General features: G+C 56.2%; 17 protein-coding genes and 1 pseudogene. 6 read left to right on the top strand and 12 right to left on the bottom strand.

Features of this window, described 5'->3' with window-relative positions; genetic code table 11:
* Positions 1-9: 9 nt before the first annotated feature.
* The 3 genes from ACZ5FM_RS19190 (at position 10) to ACZ5FM_RS19180 (ending at position 1,972) form a co-directional block, all read left to right on the top strand.
* Positions 10-726 carry a hypothetical protein gene (locus ACZ5FM_RS19190; RefSeq protein WP_464040952.1) on the top strand — a complete coding sequence of 239 codons (717 nt, stop codon included), beginning with the start codon at positions 10-12 and terminating at the stop codon, positions 724-726.
* A gap of 73 nt (positions 727-799) precedes the next feature.
* Positions 800-1,348 carry a carboxymuconolactone decarboxylase family protein gene (locus ACZ5FM_RS19185; protein ID WP_464040951.1) on the top strand — a complete coding sequence of 183 codons (549 nt, stop codon included), beginning with the start codon at positions 800-802 and terminating at the stop codon, positions 1,346-1,348.
* Positions 1,349-1,408: 60 nt separating this feature from the next.
* On the top strand, positions 1,409-1,972 hold the full coding sequence (locus tag ACZ5FM_RS19180; protein WP_464040950.1) for a redoxin family protein: 564 nt from the start codon (positions 1,409-1,411) through the stop codon (positions 1,970-1,972).
* 64 nt (positions 1,973-2,036) lie between these two features.
* On the opposite strand, the gene ACZ5FM_RS19175 is transcribed toward ACZ5FM_RS19180, so the two are convergent.
* The 12 genes and pseudogenes from ACZ5FM_RS19175 to ACZ5FM_RS19120 all read right to left on the bottom strand — a co-directional run.
* On the bottom strand, positions 2,037-2,819 hold the full coding sequence (locus ACZ5FM_RS19175; RefSeq protein WP_250984487.1) for an SDR family NAD(P)-dependent oxidoreductase: 783 nt from the start codon (positions 2,817-2,819) through the stop codon (positions 2,037-2,039).
* A gap of 46 nt (positions 2,820-2,865) precedes the next feature.
* On the bottom strand, positions 2,866-3,459 hold the full coding sequence (locus tag ACZ5FM_RS19170) for a DsbA family protein (protein WP_464040949.1): 594 nt from the start codon (positions 3,457-3,459) through the stop codon (positions 2,866-2,868).
* Between the two features lie 24 nt (positions 3,460-3,483).
* Complete coding sequence (locus ACZ5FM_RS19165; RefSeq protein WP_464040948.1) at positions 3,484-4,953, bottom strand: NAD(P)-binding domain-containing protein; 1,470 nt, start codon at positions 4,951-4,953, stop codon at positions 3,484-3,486.
* 56 nt (positions 4,954-5,009) lie between these two features.
* Complete coding sequence (locus tag ACZ5FM_RS19160; RefSeq protein ID WP_464040947.1) at positions 5,010-6,656, bottom strand: dipeptide ABC transporter ATP-binding protein; 1,647 nt, start codon at positions 6,654-6,656, stop codon at positions 5,010-5,012.
* Positions 6,653-7,516 carry an ABC transporter permease gene (locus ACZ5FM_RS19155; protein ID WP_464040946.1) on the bottom strand — a complete coding sequence of 288 codons (864 nt, stop codon included), beginning with the start codon at positions 7,514-7,516 and terminating at the stop codon, positions 6,653-6,655. Before ACZ5FM_RS19155 ends, ACZ5FM_RS19160 begins: the two co-directional genes overlap by 4 nt.
* Position 7,517: 1 nt before the next feature.
* The gene (locus ACZ5FM_RS19150) at positions 7,518-8,465 is read right to left on the bottom strand and encodes an ABC transporter permease (protein ID WP_464040945.1); all 948 of its coding nucleotides are present in this window, start codon (positions 8,463-8,465) and stop codon (positions 7,518-7,520) included.
* A 39-nt stretch (positions 8,466-8,504) separates the two neighbouring features.
* Positions 8,505-10,142 (bottom strand): TIGR04028 family ABC transporter substrate-binding protein, encoded by a 1,638-nt coding sequence (locus ACZ5FM_RS19145; protein ID WP_464041057.1) that lies wholly within the window; start codon positions 10,140-10,142, stop codon positions 8,505-8,507.
* 343 nt (positions 10,143-10,485) lie between these two features.
* Positions 10,486-11,424 carry a LysR family transcriptional regulator gene (locus tag ACZ5FM_RS19140; RefSeq protein ID WP_464040944.1) on the bottom strand — a complete coding sequence of 313 codons (939 nt, stop codon included), beginning with the start codon at positions 11,422-11,424 and terminating at the stop codon, positions 10,486-10,488.
* Between the two features lie 202 nt (positions 11,425-11,626).
* On the bottom strand, positions 11,627-13,309 hold the full coding sequence (locus ACZ5FM_RS19135) for an ABC transporter permease (protein WP_464040943.1): 1,683 nt from the start codon (positions 13,307-13,309) through the stop codon (positions 11,627-11,629).
* A 10-nt stretch (positions 13,310-13,319) separates the two neighbouring features.
* Positions 13,320-14,279, bottom strand: a complete 960-nt coding sequence (locus ACZ5FM_RS19130; RefSeq protein ID WP_464040942.1) for an ABC transporter substrate-binding protein — start codon at positions 14,277-14,279, stop codon at positions 13,320-13,322.
* Positions 14,273-14,563, bottom strand: coding sequence for a TOBE domain-containing protein (locus ACZ5FM_RS19125; RefSeq protein WP_464041056.1), 291 nt, complete (start codon positions 14,561-14,563; stop codon positions 14,273-14,275). Before ACZ5FM_RS19125 ends, ACZ5FM_RS19130 begins: the two co-directional genes overlap by 7 nt.
* Before the next feature lie 357 nt (positions 14,564-14,920).
* A pseudogene (locus ACZ5FM_RS19120) lies at positions 14,921-15,277 on the bottom strand (ABC transporter ATP-binding protein); the annotation flags it as partial.
* 422 nt (positions 15,278-15,699) lie between these two features.
* Between ACZ5FM_RS19120 and ACZ5FM_RS19115 the strand changes: the two are divergent.
* The 3 genes from ACZ5FM_RS19115 to ACZ5FM_RS19105 are packed head-to-tail and all read left to right on the top strand — an operon-like array spanning position 15,700 to position 19,175.
* A complete protein-coding gene (locus ACZ5FM_RS19115; RefSeq protein WP_464040941.1) occupies positions 15,700-16,809 on the top strand; it encodes a PspA/IM30 family protein in 1,110 nt (369 codons plus the stop codon).
* Complete coding sequence (locus ACZ5FM_RS19110; protein ID WP_464040940.1) at positions 16,809-17,468, top strand: OB-fold-containig protein; 660 nt, start codon at positions 16,809-16,811, stop codon at positions 17,466-17,468. The genes ACZ5FM_RS19115 and ACZ5FM_RS19110 overlap by 1 nt, the downstream gene beginning before the upstream one ends.
* 6 nt (positions 17,469-17,474) lie before the next feature.
* Positions 17,475-19,175 (top strand): flotillin family protein, encoded by a 1,701-nt coding sequence (locus ACZ5FM_RS19105; protein WP_250984477.1) that lies wholly within the window; start codon positions 17,475-17,477, stop codon positions 19,173-19,175.
* Positions 19,176-19,208 lie beyond the last annotated feature (33 nt).

The raw sequence follows: 19,208 nt of genomic DNA, 5'->3' as shown, positions 1-19,208 counted from the left end.
AGACTATCGATGTTTGGTAAAATCGCAGCCGGCGCACTCATCGCCGGAACGGCATCGCTATGGCTGGCAACAGCATCCGCCCATTCGGTCACGGCAAAGCCAACCGAGGCGGTGCAGGCATCTTTCGACATCATTGAAACAACGATCACAGCCAAGGGCGACACTGCACTCTTTTCAACCCGCGTGCGTGGTGAAGCAGGCAAGGACAAACCCGATGCGACAGGCAAGTTCGAAGGGTCGAGCGTCTATGCCTATGTCTGGCCAACCAGTCTCGATAGTGGCGAAATCGGCTTTGAGAGCAAGCAGGGAATTGTCGCACTCGCGGTAACCTTCCATCCCGACTTCGACGACGCAGCCAATGGCGGCAAGAACCGTCATATCTGGCATCCGCACTGGGTGGTTCTGGCGCAGGACAAAGCCTGTGGCGGTGGCTTGAAAGTGATTGACATTCCCGAAGGTACGAAACCAAAGGTTCCTGCAACCTGGCCTGGCGTGCCATTGCTGATTGACAGTCCAGAGTATCCTACAAATTTCAAGGGCGATCGGGTCGACGTCGAAATCCCGCTATCCCTGATCAATGGCATTGTCGGAGCGTCTTTTGATGGTGTGACAGCCGGCCTGAAGGTGAACGGCAATCTGCACGCCCCACTCTTATGCGTCAGCAACGTCTTCAAGGTTGCATCTGGCGATCTCAGTCTGCCCGGCAAGGTCATGCCTGGCGAGTAAAACAAGCGCCGGTTCAGTGACTGCCATCACCAAACCGGCAATCCCTCCCCTCCAGGCATTGAAAGGAAAGAACATGACAAGAATTACTCTCATTGAACCATCAAGCGCAACAGGCACGACGGCTGAAAAGCTCTCCGAGATAAAGGCGGCCTTCGGCATAGTGCCAAATATGTTCAAAGCGGCGGCAAATTCGCCGGCAGCGCTTTCCAGCATGTGGGGCTCGTTTGCCGCACTCGGCGGCGGGCGACTGGGTGCCAAGCTCGGTGAACAGATTGCGGTTGCCATAGCTGATCGCAACAACTGCAACTATTGCCTTGCCGCACATACAGGTCTCGGCCGTAAAGCTGGTGCGACCACGATTGAGATGTCTGAAGCACAGGCAGGTAGATCGCCAGATCCCAGAACGCAGGCCGCGCTCGATTTCTCGATCAAGGTTGTTGAGAACCGGGCGGACATCGCCGGGGACGATGTTGCAAGCCTTCGCAATGCTGGTTTCGATGATGAAGAAATTGTCGAAATCCTTGCACATATCGCACTCAACCTCTTCACCAACTACCTCAATGTGGCGCTGGATGTTCCGGTCGATTTCCCGGGTGTGAAGCTTACGCGAGCCGCCGCGTAATACCCATCCGGCGGGCGGGTCGTTCCCTCACGGCCCGCCTTCCCTGAAAGGATCAAACTTATGGCTACTTCCAATCTGATTTACGCCCCGGAACTGGCAATCAGCGAATGGTTCAACGTTTCCCATCCTCTGACATTGGCAGAATTGCGTGGGCGCCCGGTGCTGTTGCACAGCTTTCAGCTTCTTTGCCCTGGCTGCGTCAGCCAATCGATACCGCAGGTTCAGAAGATTGAACGTATCTTTGCCGATGCCGATCTCCAGGTCATTGGTATCCATACCGTGTTCGAACACCATGCCGCAATGTCCCCGGTTACCCTCAAGGCATTTCTTCACGAATACCGCATCAAACACCCGGTGGGGGTAGACTTGCCCGACGAACGAACCGATACGCCCATCACCATGCAGCGCTTTGGCCTGCGTGGCACGCCCTCCTCAATTCTGATCGGAAGAGATGGCGCGATCAAGCATCATATCTTCGGGGTTGAGGACGACATGGCTGTAGGCGCCCGAATTGCCATGGCGCTCGCGGAGAAAGTGCCTGACCTGTCGCCAGCCTCCAAAGCAGATGACACTGTTGGCTGCGCCGAGGGGCGGTGCGAAATTTCCAAGCACATCGCATCCTGAGAGAGAGCCCTCTTAGGCTTTGTAAAGCTTTCGGCGGTAACGCCGAAAGCCGCTGCTTCAGCCGTCAGAAAACGCCCGGATAACCGGCACCATCGCTCAAGATGTGTTGGCCGGTCAGGAAGCCCGAATGCGCAGAACACAGGAACACGCAAAGGGACGCAAATTCCTCAGGCGTAGCAAACCGATTGGCTGAATTGGTTGAAGAACGCTCCGCCCATATCTGATCAAAACTCTTGCCCGCCGCTTCCGCCAGATCACGGCCGTGCTGAAACTGCGTTTCCGTGGCTATGATGCCCGGCAGGGCGGTGTTGAGGGTCACGTTATGAGCTGCATATTTCCGTGCAACCCCGGTGATAAACCCCGACAAACCAAGTCGCGGGCTGGTCGACAGGGCCAACTCCGCACTTGGTTCTTTCACGAAGCGGGAGGTCACCGCAACAATGCGCCCAAACTTGCGCTCTGCCATACCATCAATCACGCCGGTGATCAGTTCAACCGGTGCCAGCATCATCAGGTCGAGTGCGCGCAGCCAGTCGTCATTGCTCCACTTGCGGAAATCGCGCTCGGTTCGGGGCCAGCCGCCATTGTGGATGAGGATGTCAGGATCATTGCAATAGGAGAGCACTTTGGCGCGCTCTTCCTTATGCCCGAGATCTGCCGCCACATAATCGACATTGACGGCATGAAGGTCTTTCAATGCCGCCGCTGCCCGTTCCAGCTTTTCTTCATTGCGCGCTACGAGAACCAAATTGACGCCTTCCGACGCGAGGAGCTTTGCAGCGGCATAGCCGATACCTTCACTTGCCCCACATACCAAAGCCTTCCGGCCGTTCAAACCAAGATCCATAGTCGCAATTCCCAAATGCTGTTTCGCTGTTGTCGTGCGGACTGTCTCAGTCTGCCGAGAGTGCCTCGTCGAGGAAGCTCAGGCGGTCTTGCCCCCAGTAAGGCACATCCTTGTAGAACCATGTCGGCGTGCCGAATACGCCACGCTCCTTGGCTTCGTTTTCACTTTTTTCCCACGCGGCAATGATCTCCGGGCTTTCTTCCATTGACTGTAGCAGCTTGCCATCAAGGCCGAGACTATTGGCTTTGGCGATACGTACTTCGGGATCCTTGACGTCGAGTTCTTCCGCCCAGACTGCGCTCAAAAGCGCGTGGCTGAGGTCAAGCGCTGGCAGGCCAAGGCTGTCAGCGGCCAGAACCATACGTGCGGAAAAATGCGGAATGGTGGGATAATATTTAGGCTTCAGCACCAACGGCATGTTGAGACGCTTGCGCCAGCGATCCAGCTCAATGGCATGATAGTCCTGACGTGCGACTGGGCGCGTACGAAGCGGAACACCACCGTTTTCCGGCACAACAGTCGTGGTGCGAACAACAACGTTCAGATCGTGTTTCTCGATCAATGCCTTGAACTGGGGCCAACCAAGATAGGCCCATGGAGAACTTAGCGAATGAAAATAATAAACGGTCTTCTTTGTCATGATAACTCCTGATGGATCTGTTGATTATTTGGTGGCGCGACGGTGTTCGCTTGCGGGCTCGTCCGCATCTGTCCATTCATCGCCAGTCAGTTCGCTTTTGTCGTAGCTGTGGAACTGCGCCAGCAGCTGCTCGCGATCCTCCACGAACAGCGACCGCGCGATACCGTTGGACAATGTGGTTGCACCCTCGTTGATCGAGGGTATGCCGCTGTTGATCTTGCCGTGCGACAACAGCGACGGGAACGAGAAACAGTAGGCGTGGCTGATCCAGCGGTCCTGCTCAGCATCGGATTTCGGCATGAACTGAAAAGCAGCGCCGAGATAAGGTGACGCAGCAAGGCCAGCATTTCCAAGTGCTTCCGGTGGCGTGTAAGCCTCTCCCCACAAAAGGGCGTTGCTGGTAATGGCCTCAAATTCTGGCCGCTTGGCGTAATCGATACCAAAGCCGGTGGCAAAGATGATGAAATCCACACCATAACGGCCTTTCGGCGTGGTGATCTCAACGCCAGCGGCCGTTTCGACAATGTCGTCTATCGGGCTGGAAAGATGGAAATGCGCATTCGGCCATTTTGACACCCGCAAAACGCTGTGTTTCGGCGGCGGTGTTCCCACCTTGCTGGCCTCGTGCATGATCAGCCACTTGTCCGCATCAGGCAGGTCGAAATAGCCGTATCGTGTACCCATGCCGGAAATTCCGGCGAGACGATCGACCTTGGCGAGACTGTTCTGGCGGGCAAACACATCAACCCGCGCTGCCCCTGCTTCGAGAGCGGCAGCCGCGTTGTCCATGGCGGAGGAGCCGGACCCGATGACGGCAACAGTCTTGCCTTTCAGCATCGACATATTGATTATCGCGGCACCATGAGCCCGATATTTTTCCGGAACACGGTGCGCAACGGCGGGCAGGAAAGGTTCTCCCAAACCATCCAACCCGGTTGCGATAATCACCCGGCGGGCATATTCCACATGGTCGCCTTGTGGGTCGGCGTAGGCAATTTCGAACAGTCCGTCCGCACGCGGCGTGACGCCCTGCACACTCGCTTCACTGACGACATCCAGTCCAAGAACCTGGCGATACCAGACGAGATAATCCATCCACTGCGCCGTCGGGATCAACAACATTGCCTCGAATGCTTCGCGGCCAAATTGCGCCTCGTACCAAGCCCGGAAAGTCAATGCAGGCAGACCAAGCGCCAGACCCGGAAGATCCTTTGAGGTGCGCAACGTTTCCATGCGTGCATAGGTGATCCACGGACCTTCCTGTCCGGCCGGTGCGCGGTCGAAGGCACGCACATTCTCGATGCCATGACCTTTCAGCGCCGCCATTGCGATGAGGCCACAAAGACCAGCGCCAATCACCGCTACATCCAGAACTTTTTGACCCTGATGCTCACGCGGCTTGACCCACGAAGACGCGGGACGGTTCAGCCAGAGAAGGTCTTCGGCAAGCCGCTCTTCAAGTTCTTCCAAGGTTTGGGGTTTAAGGCGGGTCATGAACATCTCTTGGAAAGGCGAGGACTGCTGCAAAAATGCGCTTGTATTAACATTGCTCAGGCCGATTGGCGAAGCATTGGGATACTTGCCACCAGTTCCTGCGTGTAAGCGTGGCGGGGATTGCCGAATACGGTCTCGACTAGCCCATGTTCGACGTCCTGCCCGTTGCGCATCACCGACACCGTGTCGGCAATCTGGCGGACAACCGCGAGATCGTGCGATACGAAAATATACGTCAGGCCAAACTCTCGCTGGAGTTCAGACAACAGCGCCAGAATCCTGGCTTGCACGGTGACATCCAATGCCGAAACGGCTTCATCCAGCACCACGACTTCGGGCTGCAGGACCAGCGCGCGGGCAATGGCCACACGTTGCCGCTGACCACCGGACAAGGTTGCAGGATGGCGATCAAGTACATCCGCCGGCAAGCCAACGCGCGAGATCATATTCCGCACCCGTTTGGCACGCTCGTCGGGAGAAAGTGGTTCGAAGTTTCGAAGCGGTTCATCCACGATCTGGGAAATCGTCTGGCGTGGATCCAGCGAACTGAACGGGTTTTGATAGACCAGTTGGATCTTGCGTCGAAATTGGCGAAGTTTCTCGCCAGAGAGCTCAGCGAGGTTCTCACCGCCAATGACGATACGGCCAGTCGTCGGTTTCTCAAAGCCGGTGACCATGCGGATCGTCGTGGTTTTTCCACTGCCGGATTCACCAACAATCGCATGCGTGGTGCCACGGGCAACACGAAATGACAGATCGTCCACGGCAAGCAATCCGTCCGACTTGCCCGGCAAAGAAAAGCGCTTGCTGAGACTTTCAACCACCACGAGATCATCCGCCAGGGTGCTGGTACCATCCAGATTGCGGACGCGGTTATTGTCCGCAAAGGACGGCGCGTCGGAAAGCAGCCTTTGCGTGTAGGCCTCTTTGGGAGATGCAATGATCTCTGCAGTGGGCCCGCTTTCAACAATACGCCCTTGATGCATGACCACGATGGCATCGGCACGAGCGGCAACGCCCAGATCATGGGTAATCAGCAGGATCGAGGCATTGGTTTCCCGTTTGAGTGTCTCGATCAGATCAAGGATACGTTTCTGGACGGTGACATCCAGCGCGCTTGTCGGCTCATCGGCGATGATCAGCTCGGGTTCAAGCATGATCGCCATGGCAATCAGCACGCGCTGCCGCATACCGCCCGACAGCTGATGGGGGTATTGGTCATACCGCAGTTCAGGAGACGACAGGCCGACCTTGGCCAGCAACTCCAAGACCTTCGCCTTGCCTGCAGCCTTGCTTAGCCGATGTCCATGGATCTGGAACATCTCAAGCAATTGTGAGCCAATGGTGCGGATCGGGTTCAGAGAGCTGCCGGGGTCTTGCGGAATGAGACCAATGCGCGAACCGCGCAGACCGTCCAATCGCCGGTCAGACCATCCGGCAATATCGGTGCCATTCAGCAGAACCTGACCGCCGTCAATGCGTCCTCCGGACAACAGGCCTATAATCGATTGCGCGGTGGTGGTTTTGCCAGAACCGGACTCGCCGACGATTGCTAGGGTTTCACCACGATTGATCTTGAACGATATGCCGTGCACAGCCCTGTTTGCGGTGCGTCCAGCCCCGTAAGAGACAGACAAATCGCGCACTTCCAGGATTGGCAGCGAGGCATCCACGCCATCAGGCGGCGTCGTTAGAACCGTCATCGTTGGCTCCTCATCGATTTGCTGATCTGATTGGCTGCAAGCACCATGATAACGACGACGAGACCGGGCGCGGCAGTCAGCCACCAAGCCGTTGCGACATAGTTTCGGCCTTCCGCGACCAGCAATCCCCACTCCGGCGTTGGCGGTGGTGCGCCATATCCCAGGAAGCTCAGCGTCGACAATTGCAGGATGGCCGAACCAAACTGCAGCGCGGAAAAGGCAACAACGGATGTCAATGCGTTGGGCAGGACATGCCGCCACAGAACCTTGGCCAGAGTGCCGCCACTGCCGATGGCCGCCTCGACGTAATCGCTGGCACGAACGCGGATCACTTCGGAACGCATCAAGCGCGCGAAGGCTGCGATCGCCGAAACACCAACTGCGATCGATGCATTCAGCGTGCCAAAACCAAGCAGGATGATAATGGTCAGCGCCAGAAGCAGCGCCGGGATAGACAGCAGAACATCGACAATGCGCATGATGATTTCATCGACAATACCACCCGCCGAACCAGACAGTAGACCGAGAGCGGTACCGACAACAAACCCGACAGCGGTTGCGATGAACGCACCGCTTAACGAATGCACGGAACCATGTACAACACGCGAAAACACATCACGGCCCAAGGCATCCGTGCCGAAGAAATGGATCAAGTTTGGTGCACGAAGCTGCTGGCCGGGCACGCTGGCAATAGGATCATAGCTGCTGAACAGTCCGGGGACGACTGCCCACAGCACAGCCAGGAGCAGAACCAGATAGGCAAGAGCCGTTGCAATGGTGATCGAGCCGAGCTTCTCTCGCAGTCCGGTAAATCTTTTCCGACTGTGCAGACCCGTGACCGGTTCTTCTACAGGAGACATCTCAGGCAGCCCTCATGCTCTTGCGCAGTCGTGGATCGAACACTGGATAGAACAGGTCCACGACAAGATTGATCGTAACGAAACATGCTGCTGACAGCAGGACGACGGCCTGCAGAACAGCCACATCGAGAGTGGCGACAGCGGCTTCGGTCAGTCGACCGATACCGTTCAGTCCAAAGACCGTTTCTGTGACAACCGCGCCGGCAAGCAGTTCACCGAACAACATGCCGCATATGGTCAATACCGGCAGCAGTGCATTGCCCAACACATGGCGCCAGAACGCAAAGCGCAGCGAAGCGCCCTTGGCACGGGCAACGGCAACGAACGGCCGCGTCATCACGTCATCGATATTGCGGATCAAAATCTGTGCAATCGGCGCACTGATCGGTACCGCAAGCGTTGCCACTGGCAAGATAAGCCCAACCCAGGGACCGGGATTGATGACGGGAACAAGCCCAAGCCTGAACGAAAAGATCTGGATCAGCATCATGCCCAGCCAGAAGGCGGGAATGGCAACAAATAGTGACGGTAGCGCGGTGATGAAGCGCCGTAACCACCAGAAAGGCGAGAAATAAGAGAGGAAGGCCAAGACGAAACTCAGCAGAACCGCACCAACAAAACCGAGGCCAGCAAGTCTGAAGGTTGGCAACACATTATCGGCAAGCAAAGCGCTGACAGGAACACCGGCATCAATCGAATACCCGAAGTCGCCGGACAGCGTGTTGATCAACGAACTGAAATAACGTTCTAGCGGTGGGTTGTCGGCGCCATAGCTTTCACGAATATGCGCAAGCTGCTCCGGTGTCAGCACGAAGTCTGCCCCCATGAACTTGATGAAGACCGCATCACCCGGCATCATCTGCAACAGCAGGAATGACAGGGTGAATGCGGCCCACAGCACGATCACAGCTTGGCCAATGCGCAAGACGAGGTATCGGGAAAGAGACAATGCTTCAGACCACACTTGTTTCGATGTTGCTGGCCTGATCTATCGATCAAGCCACACGCTATAAAAGACAGGCCGACCGACAGCCTCAAAAGCGACGTCCTTGACATAGGGCGCGCCCGCAAAGGACTGGGGTTCTTCAAACAGCGGAATGACGTAAGCCTGTTCGATCAAACGCTTCTGCGCTTCACCGGTATATTCAAGACGCTTGCTGGTATCCGGCTCCGACGCGATCTTGTCGAGAATGTCATTCAAGTCGGTGTCGACAAACGTCGTGCCCTCGCCCTTGCCACCCTTCTGGCGCAACTGGTCGCGCGTTGTCGGATAATATTGGCTCTTGAGAACTTCCGGATCAGCACGTTCGACTTTTGTCGGCACCAGCGGTGTCTTCAACGGATCGAGATCATCCTTGGTGCGGGTACCGGCTTCACCAGCCAGCAGTTTCAATTCGACGCCAACGGCTTTCCATTGCTGGGCGAGCAGCTGTAACGTTTCCTTGCTACGGGCATAGTTGAGCGATTCATAAACACCCAACGACAACCGCTGACCGTCCTTTTCACGAATCCCATCAGCACCCGGCTTCCAACCCGCTTCGTCCAGCAAAGCGTTGGCGCGTGCAGCATCAAAGGTCAGGTCACTGCTGAGATCAACAAAACCGGCAGAAACCGACGACAGTGGTGAGCGAGCCTTGGGATAGTTGTCCGAGAACAGCGTATCGATGATTTCCTGGCTGTTCGTGGCATGCAGAAGGGCCTGACGGACCTTCAGATCTGCAACCAACGGATTGCTTGGACGGAAGGCAACAGCGTGGGTCGTGCCACGTGTTTGTGCACCATAAACGGTATATCCCGCTGCTTTCACCTGCGCCTCATCATAGGCGTGAACCTGGCGGATGAAATCGCCCTGGCCGGAGATCAGTGCACCGATGCGCACGCCATCTTCCGGCACCGTCAAAATGGTGATGCCATCAAGATTGGCACGGCCCTGATGTTTCAGTTTCGCGGGACCCCAGGCGTAATCGGTACGCGCCGTCAGCTGAATTTCAGTGCCAAGCTTTTCGCTCGCCACGACAAACGGGCCGGAGCCGATGATGTTGAGCGCCTGACCGAGTTCATCCGACGACAATTTCAGCGTCGACAGGGCAACGAGGCCGGATGTCGGGGTGGCTGTTGCCTGAAGGAAACCAGGTGCTGGCGCCTTGAAGTGGAACTTTACGGTTTTGGCATCAACCACTTCCGAGCGCTCATAGTTGCTGATTGCCTCCGAAACCGTCTGCTTCAGCGCCTTGTTGCCAAGACCAAATGCGTCATAGTTGGCGGCAACAGCAGCGGCATCAAGCGGTGTGCCATCAGAGAAGGTTACGCCGTCACGCAGGTGGAATGTGTACTCTGTTGCATCAGCATTGACGTCCCAGCTCTCGGCAATCCACGGCTCGATCTCAAGCGTCTGCGGGTTCTGATAGGTCAGCTTGTCGGTGATCTGGTTGAGGAGGCCACCGTTCGGATAAAAGCCAGCAGCTGGCGGATAAAGGCTCGTATGCGCCTGTTTTTCGAGATAAATCAGCGTTCCACCCGGCTTGCCTTCAGCCCATGAAGGCACTGCGAATGTTGTCGCAGCGACCAGCGCACCAACTGCGCACATGCTCTTTAAAATCCGGCGACGCGAAACAGAATAAAGCATCATAATTCCCTTCGTATAACCCTATAATATACCGCTGCACGCGTTGTCTGCGTGATCCGACCGATGTGCCCCAACTACGCCAGCGCAGATGCAAGCCCTGCGCTTTAGAAAGTCGGTTAATCTATCTAAATGGTAGATATTCTATACGTCCGACGTAAGGTCGATTTGTTTCAATTAAATTCTGAATATAGAAATATAAGCTATCAATTATGCGAAATTAGCAAGATGATACTCGCAAAACTTCGCGTGCTCAAGAGCGTTCCAATGAGACGCCGAATTCCAGAAAATAGTTTCGGATAAGGGGTGCACGTTGGAATCAGCCACAGCCGATTGCCCGCACGCTTTATTGCAGAAGTAATTTGTCCGAATGTTTGACAAACCCCGGAAGCGCCTTCGAACTTGTCTCTATCGCTTCAATCAACGCAGTGATCGTCTGCCCCATCGGCCGGCCAGAGGCGGTAATGACACCCCAGTGGAACGGGATTCTGAAGGACAAGGGAATGGCTGTAACGTCAGTAACGGGAAGCCCGAAAATCGTTGCCGATTCCACCACGGCAATCCCGAGGCCGGAGCGTGCCATGGCAAGCGAAACATAGGTCGCGTTACTGTCAATGATGCCGCCGGGTTGCACGCCATGCTTCTCAAGGGTCTGGTTGATACGCATCCGTAACCGGTACGGGTTGGCTGATACGATCAACCGCCGTCCCTGCAGGTCCTCAGGCGTTACCACTCTGTGTTTTGCCAATTCATCATCATTGCTGACAACCGCCACGCAGGGGGACTCGCCAATCCAGTGCACATCAAGCCCCGAATTATCGAGCGGCAGGCTGGCGATACCAATATCAGACGTGCGCGCCAGCACAGCTTGCACGACATTTTCAGACGCCGTGCTTTTGACATGGATATGCGAGGGCAATGATGCACTCTCCAGCAACGCCAAAGCCGAAGGCAGAATGCTGGCGGCGAGAGCAGGGACGGAAGCGACCTCAATGGGCCGAGCGGCATCAACGGCAATCTTGCGCGCACCTTCGCTGATGGTACGCAAACCACTGAGAAACAGTTCCGCCTGAGCAAAAAAAGCCAGTCCCTGTTCGGTTGGTATAATACGCGGGCCATTGCGGTGAAGAACCGGAAACCCCAGTTCTTTTTCAAGGTCCTGGATCAGCCGTGTCATGACCGATTGGGATTTTCCGAGCGCTTTTGCAGCACCGGTCATGCTGCCAATAGATACCACTGCGACAAACGCTTCCAGCTGCCTGGTGTCGAGATAATCGGGTATCATACTGTGTTCAAAGCCAGTTTTGCCTTTTAAAATAAGCAGTTGCTACGCATTTGGTAATTTGCCGGTCAGCCCGACCACCGTTGCATAATCAGAATTCAGCAATTGGCGTCAAGAGGTAGCGAAAACAATGGCCCAGCCCTTACCGGTAAATCGCCTGCCGTTCGCGATGAACGGCAACGCGATTTGACGCGCAAGCTAAGTGTCAATCGACCACAAATCCTGTTTTCTTCAGGAGTTGCAAGAACAGCAACGGCAACAGTGTCGTCAGAATGATCGTAACAAAGGCCATGGCCATACCGATCCCGACTGAACCTTGTTCGAACTGACGCCAGATAAAGGTGGCAATCGTCTGCATGCCAACTGGGGCCACCACAACTGAGGCAACCAGTTCGCGAGAAGCAAGAGCAAACACCAGCAGCATCGCCGAGGCAACACTGGGGAACACCAGCGGCAGCAGAATACGGCGGAAAGCGACAGGTCCACTAGCGCCAAACACGCGCGCCGCTGCCTCAAGATTGTCACCGAGCTGCACAAATGCAGCGGTTGCGTAACGCGCCGTCTGTGGCAGTAAAATACAGCAATAGGCCAGAAGAAGGATCAAGGCGGTATTATAGGGCGTGAATGGCAGGGGGCCGGGCATGTTCCAGGCCATGATCAAACCAACGGCAACCACAATACCCGGAAGGGCATTGGGAATGACGGTCATGATATCGATCAGGACACGTCCGCGCATTCTGGTCTTTACAACTGTATAAGCCGAGACAACGCCGATGATACCGGTAATGATAGCAGTACCGACGCCAAGCGTCAGGCTGTTCACCAAGGCACCCAGCGCACCGGCGCTGTTGCTGAAAACGGCGGCAAAATTTGCCAGCGTTACATTGTCTACGGCAAGACCGCCCGAGATGGTACGCGATAGCGACGTAACGAGAATGGCAAGCATCGGCACGCCGGTTGCCAGAAATGCCACAACAGCAAATGCCGCCATGACAGGTACGGTGAAGGCACCAAGCTCGCGCTTGTCACTGTTTTGCGGTTTGCCCACCACGGTCTGATAGGAACGACGCGCCAGGATCCAGCGCTGGACGAGGAAAGCCAGCAGCGACAAAGTTACCAGCACCAATGACAGGATGGCAGCACCGGGCAAATCAATCGGCCAGTCGCTGACCCGTGTATCAATGCCGGTTACAAGAACCGGGAAACCGGCACGGCTGCCCAAGGCTGCCGGCGTGCCGTATTCCTCGATGGCGGCGGCAAATACCAGAAGAAGACTTGCGGCAAGACCGGGCGCCGACAAAGGCAGCGTAATTCGCCAGAATGCCCGCGTTGGCGTTGCACCGAATACACGGCCGACATCCGCATAACGGGCACCAACCGCCTCGACCGTGCGCGACACAGCAAAATAAACGACCGGAAATGTGTTGAAGGTCATGACCAGAGTCATGCCAAACAGCGAAAACAGGAATTGCGAAAGATTGAAACCGAGAAGCTGTTGCAGATAACCGCGCGGCTGCAATGTCATGATCCAGCCCAGTGTGGCGATGTAGGGAGGGATCATGAAGGGCACGAGCAACAGGATATCCCACACTCTTGCAAACGGAATGCGGTACAGGGCACGCGCAACACCAAGCGGCACCGCTAGAGCGGCCGACGCTATCACCACACACAGCCCAAGAAGCAGCGTGTTGCGGGTCATGCCCAAAAGCTTGCTATCCCCAAGGGTTTGAGCAAGCCGCGAGAAGGGCTCCGAAAAGGAGCCCTGTCCGAGTTGAGGAAAGATTGCCTGGAGTACGATTGCGGCAAAGGGCACGACAACGACGATTAAGAGGCCACAGGCAGCAAGCCAGGCAGCAGGCGCGGCGCCCCCAATATCCTTTGCACGCATTCTTTTATACTCAGTTTGTTCCGAAGATATCGGAAACCTTCTTCAGGGTCTCTTCGCGCTTGCCGTAGATGGCGGACGCATCGTAGTCGAGCAGCTTCAGGTCGCTGATCAGCGGACGGTCAGCCGGGATGTCGGTACGTGCTGGCATCAGGTAGGTTGCGGCAACCATCTTCTGGCCTTCGTCCGACAGCATGTAGTCGATGAACTTCTTCGCCTCATCCTGGTTCTTGGACCAGTTCAGGATCATGGCAGGACGCGGTGCGATAACCGTGCCGGAAGCAGGGAAGATAACGTCAATGCTTTCGCCCTTGGCCTTGTTGCCATAGGTGATGTAGTCAACAGCGCCAAAAACAGCAGCCTTTGCACCCTGCAAAACTGGGTTAAGCGCTTCAGCATTGGCGCCGGCAATGATCGCGCCATTTGCCTGCAGGTCCTTGAAGACCTTGAAGTCGTCATGAACGCCAAGAACGCCGGTCAGTTCGAAAGCAGAACCAGACTGGGCAGGATCTGGAATGTTCACAAGGTCCTTGAACTCTGGCTTTGCCAGGTCAGCCCACTCGGCAGGCTTCGGTGTGCCGCTCTTGGTGTTCCACGCAATACCGAGCGCAGAAACGCCCTGTGCAACAGCGGTGTCGGACTTCAGGAAATCAGGAACCTTTTCAGCGTTAGGGCTTGTGTAGGACACCAGCCAGCCACGCTTTGCGAAGTCGGTTGCCGTATCCCAGGACGCGGAGATGACGATGTCAACGACAGGGTTTGCAGCTTCTGCCTCAATACGGGCCATGACCTTGCCGGTTGTTGCCTGGAAGACATTGACCTTGATGCCGGACTGCGCGGTAAACCCGGCAGCCATCTTGTCGATGAGGTTCTGCGGGCCAGCGGTGTAGACGGTGATATCGGCATGGGCAGTGCCGGCCATCAGCATGGCAGCCAATACGCCAAAAGCGGTGTGCTTGAGGGATTTCAACATGTTGCAACTCTCTCCTTTTGAGTGATCTGGTCATCGGCACCGAACCAGTGAATCTGGTCGGCATCGACGGAAATCGGAATTGTTTCGCCCGGTCTGAAACGGACCTGGCTGAGAAGCTGAAGCTCGACGGACGGCAGGCCGGGCGGCGAGACAACCGCCAGATGGCCATCACCACGAAACTGCGAACGCAGCACCACGCCCTGGAAACTGCCACGACCTTCGTCGGCCGACACGGCACGTGTCGGAATGAGGATACGAGCGCGGTTACGGGACGGGTTTTGCATGTCGGCAATTTGATAGGTGCTGCCAGCCAGGAACCAGTTGCCGTTTTTCCACTCGATATCGGCCAGACCGCCAAGTCTGAGGAAGTCCGCGACTTCAGGTGTTGCCGGGCTACCGATCAGGGAATCCGGCGAGGCCAGCTGCTCGATATGGCCGCTGCGCATAACCGCAACTTCATCGGCCAGCGTCAGCGCTTCGGCATGATCATGCGTGACATAAACGGCCGTCAGTTGCAGCGAGGCAATCAGTTCTGCCAGTTCACCAACCATGTTTTCGCGCAGTTCGCGATCAAGATTGGACAGAGGCTCGTCGAACAGGATCAACTGCGGTTCCGCTACAATGGCGCGGGCAATCGCCACGCGCTGCTGCTGGCCACCGGACAGATCGCTTGGGCGTCGATCCGCGAAAGCAGCCAGACCGACACGTTCAAGGGCGCGAATAGTGCGCTGGTGTCGTTCACTCTTGCCAATGCCGCGCATTTCCAGCGGGAAGGATACATTGCCTCCCACGGTCAAATGCGGCCACAGTGCATAATCCTGAAACACCATGCCGAGATTGCGTTTTTCAGGCGGTGCGAAAATCGAATTGCCCGCATCAGCCACGACCTTGCCCGCAATCGACACAGAACCAGCTGTCGGCTGCAACAGACCTGCAATCAGTCGCAACAATGTTGTCTTGCCGCAGCCGGAAGGCCCCAGAAGCGCCAAAGTGCGACCACGGATCAGTGAAAGGTCGATGCCCTTGAGGATTGCCGTCTGGGAATACTGGAAACTCAGGCCAGCAGTAGAAACCGCAGCCTGGGCTGCCTCGGAGGTGAAGGTCATATGATCGCAGGGGTTGATTAAGATGCGACCTCACTATTCTCACGACATAACAAATATGTGACAAACTCTGTCACAGACCAAAAACCAGCGGTTTTCTTTTCAAGGTCAATTCTCCCTCAGCCGATCATTTGGGTTGGCGGGCGATGTAATTCGATGCTGGTATTTTACCCGCAGGCAGCAGACACGCGTAATTGAACCGCCGCATGGCATCACGAAGAAGCTGCGTGTAAGCGCCGTAAGCACACGCAACCATAGCAAGAAATAATTTTAGACATGCATTGAAAGCACAAATGAAGTGCTTTATATACTTGAGCATGATCAGAAGGCTTCTTTCTCGCATCATTCTGGTGCTCGAACCGACAAAGCAGGATCTGTCTTCCCTGCGGGAGACCCTGTCTGCCTATCGGGATGCGATGAGTGTTCTCGACCAGACAGAAGGCGCAAACCTAGTTGCGCTGCACACCGCAGCCTATGAAAACATCCGCGCCCGGACCGGCCTGCCCTCACGCATGGCGACACTGGCTTTGCGCGACCACAGCCATTACGACCCCGAGCAACCCGTCCAGAGCATTCCTCTCGATGCCAAACTGTTTTCCGTCAAAGGACCAGACACGGTCAGCATCGCCACGATCAACGGCCGTATCGTTGTGCCTTACGCGGTGCGGGGTTATCGGGAGGGTTGGACTGACTTTACTGAAGCACGCCTCATTTTTGAGGAAAACACAGTGACCATCCACGCCGGAATAAGGTCCGGCTTTCAACCGAACAAGGAGACTTCCATGAACAATGAAGGCATTCTTGCCCGGCTCGGGCGCGTCATCGCAGGTGTTGTCAACAACGCCGTAGACACAGCTGAGTCAAACAATCCGGTTGCCGTTGCTCAGCAGGCCGTCCGCGAAATTGGGAAAATCGCCGAGGAAGCCCGTGCAGCACTGGGCGTCGCGGTTGCAGCCGGTCATCGGTTGAAGGCCAAGGCCAAGGATCTGGATGACGAAATTCAGGACCTCGATGAAAAGATAAAGGTCGGGTTGGAAAATAATCGCGAAGATCTGGCGCGTGCCGCAACCGGCCTGCAGATCGATCTGGAGGCCCAGCGCGAAGCACTTGGCAGAGCCATCATGGAAAATGCTGCCGAGATCACCGAAGCAGAGGCCACATTGCGCAGTATTGCCTCAGCCAAGGCAGACGCCCAGAAGCGGGTCGAGGACGCGCAGAAAGCAGCCAAAACTGCAGCACACGTGGACTCAACCCCATCGCAGCGCAATGACCAACGCCTTGCAGACGCACTGGATGCCATTGAGCGGGTTACCGGCACACCCACAAAACCCACGAACGGCGCCGCCGAAATTGAAGAGCTTGGCCGCTTGCAGCGACAAAACGCCATTGATGCGCGTCTCAAGGCATTCCGTGAAGGGCAACGCTAATGGGAACAATCGTGCAACCGGGTACGGCTGCATTTTGGCTGGCATTGCTGGTCATTGCCGGCCTTGGCATTGTGGAACTTGTTTCAATGTTGCTCGGCGCATCCGTCTCCTCGCTTCTTGATGATGGTTTTAGCCATCACACACCCGGAGAGTCGCATTCCGGCCTGCTTGGCAGCTGGATGTCCTGGCTCAATGCCGGCGGGGTGCCTGTCCTGGTGCTCGCCGTCATTCTTCTGGCAGCATTTGCAGTGGCCGGTTTTGTCATACAGGCAATATCGTCGGCGACCATTATTGGCCCAATGCCGGATTATGCGGCGATTACCGGAGCACTGGCAGCAGCCATTCCAGTAACCCGCTGGGCCAGTCGTGCCTTGGCCAAGATCATTCCGCGTGATGAAACAAGTGTGCTGCACCAGTCTGACTTCATTGGACTGGTCGGAATAGTCACCCTCGGTCCGCTCGATCAGGGAAATCCTGGCACCGTCAGGGTCAAAGACCGATACGATAACATCCACTCCTTGCGCGCCAAAGCGGCAGTGGGATACACCATTGCAACCGGCGAGCACATTTTAATTGTCGACGGTTCCGAGGGGCTTTTTGAAGCCATCCCGGCACCGGCGGAACTTAACTTGTCCAACAATGGGCAAAATGGGGGTTAACACACGATGGATTTCTTTTCTCTAAGCCTTATTGCCGGGGTTATTATCGCCGCGATTGTCGTCATCGGCATTATCATGACATCGCTCTACACCCGTTCGACGCGCGATAAAGCCTATGTCCGAACCGGTCTTGGCGGCAAAAAAGTCGTGCTGGACGGTGGCTCGATCATCCTGCCAATCTTCCACTCGTATTCCTGGGTATCGCTGAGCACATTGCGCCTTGAAGTGAAGAGATCCGAGCACGAATCTCTCATCACAAAAGACCGCATGCGTGCCGATATCACCGCGGAGTTTTACGTCCGCGTGAAGCCGGATGCGGAAAACATTGCGCTTGCCGCCCAGACGCTCGGTGACCGTACCAATGATGCCGATGCGCTGAAAGCACTGGTCGAAGCCAAGTTCGTTGACGGTCTGCGCTCCGTTGCAGCCACCATGTCGCTGCGCGACCTGCAGGAACAGCGTGCCGAATTCGTCAAATCGGTGCAGGCCGCCGTTGCCCATGACCTGCAGTCGAACGGTCTGGAACTTGAATCCGTATCGCTGACGCGTCTCGACCAGACCGACATCAAACACTTCAACCCGAACAACACCTTCGATGCCGAAGGTTTGACGGCGCTGACCAAGATCACCGAAGAGCGCAAGCGCGAGCGTAACCAGATTGTTCGCGACAACGAAGTTGAAATCGCCACCAAAGACCGTGAAGCCTCACTGCGCAGACTGACTATTGAACGCGAACAGCGTGACGCAGAATTGAACCAGGAACGCGACATCGCCAACAAGACGGCCGAGACCCGTGCGGAAGCTGCCAAGATCGAGCAGGCCGCCCGTTTGAGCGAAGAAACCGCCAAGCTGGATACTGAACGCGGTATCGCGGAACGTGACGCACAGGCCCGTCAGGCCCGTGAAACAGCGCGTATCGAAGCTGAACGCGGCATTGCCGAACGCGAGGCTGAAGCCCGCAAGATTACCGAAACGGCTCGCATCGAAGCGGCAATTGCCGTTGCCGAAAAGGTAGAGGAAGAACAGGCAGCTCGTGCCAAGGCCGATGAAGCCAAGGCTGCCGCTATTACGGCCGAAGAACAGGTTGTGACCGCGCGTGAAGTGGAAATTGCTGAACGCGCCAAGCGCATTGCAGTTATCGATGCCCGCAAGGCCGCAGAACGGGATGCAACAGCGATCACGGTCAAGGCAGAAGCGGAACGTGCCGCAGCGGAAAACCTGGCTGCTGCTGCCAAGATCGCAGCAGAGGCTGAGGCTCAGGCCGCCAAGATCCGCGCAGAGGGCGTGATTGCACTCGGTGACGCTGAAGCCCAGGCAGAACGTGCCCGTAACGACGCCCGTAACGCCCTGTCCGGTGATATCATCGAGTACGAACTTGCCCGCGCGCGCATCGAAATCATCCCAGAGGCACTGGCAGAAGCCATGAAGCCAATTGAGAAGATTTCCGACATCCGCATTTTCAGCGCCGGTAATCTGGCAGGTGCGCTTGGCGGCAAGGGCGGTGAAGGTAACGGCGGTGGCAGTGCCTTGAATGATCTCTCGGGCCAGTTACTCAGCTTCACTGCGCAGAAGCCGATCCTTGATGAAATCCTGTCTCAGGCTGGTTTCAAGGGTGAAGACCCGACCCAGGCACTGCTTGCCGGAAGCCTTGCTGGCGCTTCGAAAGGTGCCGCAACCAAGAAACTCGACAAGAGCGACGACGCCTGACAACAACCTTAGACCAAAAATAATGCGCGGCTT

The sequence above is a fragment of the Agrobacterium sp. 5Ca50 genome (genome assembly GCF_055381905.1).
This window is presented reverse-complemented; position numbering and strand designations above follow the sequence as displayed.

Excerpts from the sequence above, each read along its gene's own strand:
- ACZ5FM_RS19140 (WP_464040944.1), bottom strand. The coding sequence starts at position 11,424 with ATGATACCCGATTATCTCGACACCAGGCAGCTGGAAGCGTTTGTCGCA.
- ACZ5FM_RS19145 (WP_464041057.1), bottom strand. The coding sequence starts at position 10,142 with ATGCTTTATTCTGTTTCGCGTCGCCGGATTTTAAAGAGCATGTGCGCA.
- ACZ5FM_RS19105 (WP_250984477.1), top strand. The coding sequence starts at position 17,475 with ATGGATTTCTTTTCTCTAAGCCTTATTGCCGGGGTTATTATCGCCGCG.
- ACZ5FM_RS19130 (WP_464040942.1), bottom strand. The coding sequence starts at position 14,279 with ATGTTGAAATCCCTCAAGCACACCGCTTTTGGCGTATTGGCTGCCATG.
- ACZ5FM_RS19170 (WP_464040949.1), bottom strand. The coding sequence starts at position 3,459 with ATGACAAAGAAGACCGTTTATTATTTTCATTCGCTAAGTTCTCCATGG.
- ACZ5FM_RS19160 (WP_464040947.1), bottom strand. The coding sequence starts at position 6,656 with ATGACGGTTCTAACGACGCCGCCTGATGGCGTGGATGCCTCGCTGCCA.
- ACZ5FM_RS19185 (WP_464040951.1), top strand. The coding sequence starts at position 800 with ATGACAAGAATTACTCTCATTGAACCATCAAGCGCAACAGGCACGACG.
- ACZ5FM_RS19180 (WP_464040950.1), top strand. The coding sequence starts at position 1,409 with ATGGCTACTTCCAATCTGATTTACGCCCCGGAACTGGCAATCAGCGAA.
- ACZ5FM_RS19125 (WP_464041056.1), bottom strand. The coding sequence starts at position 14,563 with ATGCAAAACCCGTCCCGTAACCGCGCTCGTATCCTCATTCCGACACGT.
- ACZ5FM_RS19155 (WP_464040946.1), bottom strand. The coding sequence starts at position 7,516 with ATGTCTCCTGTAGAAGAACCGGTCACGGGTCTGCACAGTCGGAAAAGA.
- ACZ5FM_RS19175 (WP_250984487.1), bottom strand. The coding sequence starts at position 2,819 with ATGGATCTTGGTTTGAACGGCCGGAAGGCTTTGGTATGTGGGGCAAGT.
- ACZ5FM_RS19110 (WP_464040940.1), top strand. The coding sequence starts at position 16,809 with ATGGGAACAATCGTGCAACCGGGTACGGCTGCATTTTGGCTGGCATTG.
- ACZ5FM_RS19190 (WP_464040952.1), top strand. The coding sequence starts at position 10 with ATGTTTGGTAAAATCGCAGCCGGCGCACTCATCGCCGGAACGGCATCG.
- ACZ5FM_RS19115 (WP_464040941.1), top strand. The coding sequence starts at position 15,700 with ATGATCAGAAGGCTTCTTTCTCGCATCATTCTGGTGCTCGAACCGACA.
- ACZ5FM_RS19165 (WP_464040948.1), bottom strand. The coding sequence starts at position 4,953 with ATGACCCGCCTTAAACCCCAAACCTTGGAAGAACTTGAAGAGCGGCTT.
- ACZ5FM_RS19135 (WP_464040943.1), bottom strand. The coding sequence starts at position 13,309 with ATGCGTGCAAAGGATATTGGGGGCGCCGCGCCTGCTGCCTGGCTTGCT.